Origin of the sequence: Massilia sp. UBA6681, assembly GCF_002454935.1 — a bacterium.
In the GTDB taxonomy this organism is placed as follows: Bacteria; Pseudomonadota; Gammaproteobacteria; order Burkholderiales; family Burkholderiaceae_D; genus Telluria; species Telluria varians.
In genome coordinates, this window is the sequence record NZ_DKJX01000090.1 from 6,582 (window position 1) to 6,785 (window position 204).

Annotated in this window: 1 protein-coding gene; it reads left to right on the forward strand. The window is 71.6% G+C overall.

Annotated elements, in window-relative coordinates; genetic code table 11:
- A partial coding sequence (locus B2R83_RS16390; protein ID WP_292043527.1) for a methyl-accepting chemotaxis protein occupies positions 1-204 on the forward strand: 204 nt, incomplete at both ends.

Below are 204 nucleotides of genomic sequence, written 5' to 3' on the forward strand. Positions count from 1 at the left end.
GCGAACAGGGCCGCGGCTTCGCCGTGGTCGCGAACGAGGTGCGCAGCCTTGCCCAGCGCTGCGCGGCGGCGGCCAAGGAGATCAAGCAGCTCATCGACGCGTCGAACGGCGAGGTCGAAGCAGGCGGCAAGCTGGTGGCCGACGCCGGCGTCACGATGCAGGACGTGCTGGCGAGCGTGGCGCGCGTGACCGACATCATGGCCG